The sequence below is a fragment of the Micromonospora sp. M51 genome, assembly GCF_018070305.1.
GTDB classification, from domain to species: domain Bacteria; phylum Actinomycetota; class Actinomycetes; order Mycobacteriales; family Micromonosporaceae; genus Micromonospora; species Micromonospora parva.
The window spans coordinates 1-2,217 of the sequence record NZ_JAGPXZ010000903.1; the positions used below are offsets into that span (position 1 = coordinate 1).

General features: G+C 72.6%; 4 protein-coding genes. All 4 read right to left on the reverse strand.

Features of this window, described 5'->3' with window-relative positions:
- A partial coding sequence (locus KBX53_RS30480; protein ID WP_210863164.1) for a CNNM domain-containing protein occupies positions 1–340 on the reverse strand: 340 nt, incomplete at its 3' end.
- Positions 341–492: 152 nt separating this feature from the next.
- Positions 493–1,134 (reverse strand): hypothetical protein, encoded by a 642-nt coding sequence (locus KBX53_RS30485; RefSeq protein ID WP_210863165.1) that lies wholly within the window; start codon positions 1,132–1,134, stop codon positions 493–495.
- Positions 1,135–1,143: 9 nt separating this feature from the next.
- On the reverse strand, positions 1,144–1,644 hold the full coding sequence (locus KBX53_RS30490) for a GNAT family N-acetyltransferase (protein WP_030335760.1): 501 nt from the start codon (positions 1,642–1,644) through the stop codon (positions 1,144–1,146).
- A 38-nt stretch (positions 1,645–1,682) separates the two neighbouring features.
- Positions 1,683–2,217, reverse strand: a 535-nt coding sequence (locus tag KBX53_RS30495) for a hypothetical protein (protein ID WP_210863168.1), incomplete at its 5' end; no start/stop codon positions are given.

Here is a 2,217-nt window from a genome sequence, read left to right on the forward strand (position 1 = left end):
GGGTGACGAAGGTCAGCGCGAGGGTGACGATCACGATCGCCACCGTCTCGGCGGCGCCCCCGAACACGCCGAGCAGCGGCACCAGGGGTTTGGCCAGGGAGACCGCCGCGGCGGCGGAGGCCAGGAAGCCGGCGAGGGTGATGCCGATCTGGATGGTGGCCAGGAAGCGGTTCGGGTCCTTGGCGAGGCGGGCCAGCACCCGCCCGCCCCGGCTGGTGCGCTCCAACCGTTGGATCTGGCTGTCCCGCAGCGACACCAACGCCATCTCGCTGCCCGCGAAGAGCGCGTTGATCACGACCAGGACTCCGACCAGGGCCAGTTGGCTCCCGTAGCTCTGCACGCCCGGTTCGCTCCCTCGTCGTGGTGGCACCGGCCGGTACGCGCGGTACCCGCCGGTCGGCGAGCCCGCCCGGCGTAGGCGTTGTCTTTGCCCCGTCCGGTGCCGGCCGAATCCTGCCCGGGCGACGCCACGTCGAATCGGACGCGGTGACGCTACCGGGCAGGGGGCGTCGAGGACGCCGGGAGATCGAGGACGTAGGAGTCGCCCTCCGGTCGGAAGCCGAGCCGGTGGTAGTAGGGGGCGACCATCCGGGGCGGGCTGACCACCCGGTGGAAGCCGCGTTCGGTGAACAGGTGGCTGCGCCGGTAGACGAACTCGCCCGGGGTGAAGTCACGGAACTTCGGGGTGACGTAGTCCAGGTCGATCTGGGCGACGCCGGGCGCCTCGGCGTGCGACAGCACCACCCCGACCACCTCGTCGGCAGTGACCACGAGGAACGCCGAGCGCCCGGGCGCGTCCGGATCCCAGTGGAAGCCGGGGTTGAACCGGGCGATGTCGGCGGCGTGCACCCGCAGCGTGTGCGCGAGGAACTGGTCGTCGACGCCGACCTCCACCACCTGGTACGTCTTGTCGTCGTGCCGGGTGGCGAGCATCCCGCGCAGGTACCAGATGTTGATCGCCGCGAGCACCACGTTGAGCCCGACCATGGGCCAGACCTCGATCGCGGCGTTGTAGCCGATCAGCACGACGCAGCCGACGAGGTTGATCGCGCGCAGTCGCAGGACGCGCGACTGCAGCAGCGACCAGACCAGCACCGCGGAGCCGGCCCAGCCGACGAGATCCAACCAGTTCACGCCGCGAGACTAGTGCCCGCCCAGGTCAGGAGCGTCGGCGGGCAGCTCCAGCAGCCACTCCTCGACGTCTTCGCCGCGGCCGTTGGCGTACCCCGAGTCTTCACCGACCACTACGAACCCGCACTTGCGCAGCACCGCGAGCGAGGCGGCGTTGTCCTTGGCGGCGCGGGCGTGCACCGGCCGGGGCAGCTCGCGCAGCAGGGCGGCCAGGGCCGCCGTGGCGTGCCCCCGACCCCAGCGTGCCGGGTCGATCCAGTAGCTGACCTCGGTCTGCTGGTCGACCGGGAAGGCGCTCACGTAACCGACCACGTCGCCGTCGACCTCGACGGTGCGGACCAGGTTCGCCGGGTTGGTGAGCACCCGGGCCCAGTGCGCGGCGAACTCCCGGCGGTCGGACGGGTCCTTCGGGCCGAACGCGGCCATCCGGTTGGCCTCCGGGTCCTGCTGGTGCCGGAAGAACTCGACGAGGTCGTCCTCGCCGACCGGGCGCAGCCGCAGATCAGACGTCATCGGCCGAGGGTACGCAACGGCGGGCCGGCGCGGCTCGCTCAGTCGCTCACGGCGGCGAGCGCCAGCACGGCGGCGAGCAGGGAGCTGGCCACCGACAGCAGGCGACGCCACGGCACTCGCGCGTCGACCACCGGCAGGGCGGACCAGCGGGTCACGGCCACTGTCGCTGCCGCCACGGCCAGACCGGCCCCGAGCGGCCACAGCCACGCCGGCACCACCGACCAGTCGCCCATCCGGTGCGCCAACCCGAGATAGGCGAACGCCCACACCACCGCCGCCACCACTGTGACCCGGTCCAGTTCGCGGCGGCGGGCGGTGCGGAGCAGGGACAGGCCGCCGAGGAAGGTGAACGCCACCGCGAGGCCCGCGCCGATCCAGACGGGAGCCACCGGTGCCGCGTCCCCCGCCTCCTCCTCCGGTACGCCGAGCAGTCGCCGGCCGATCGGCTCGACGCCCTTGTCGGTGTTGCCGAGCACCACCACGGCCCGGCCGGTGGCCCGTTCGAGCCCGAGGTAGGACCGGAACCCGCTCGTCGCGCCGTTGTGCCAGATGACCTCGTGGTCGCCGTGGCGG

What these genes read in the sequence shown, in the direction of transcription:
- KBX53_RS30490 (WP_030335760.1), bottom strand. Translation starts at nt 1,644, where the DNA reads ATGACGTCTGATCTGCGGCTGCGCCCGGTCGGCGAGGACGACCTCGTC.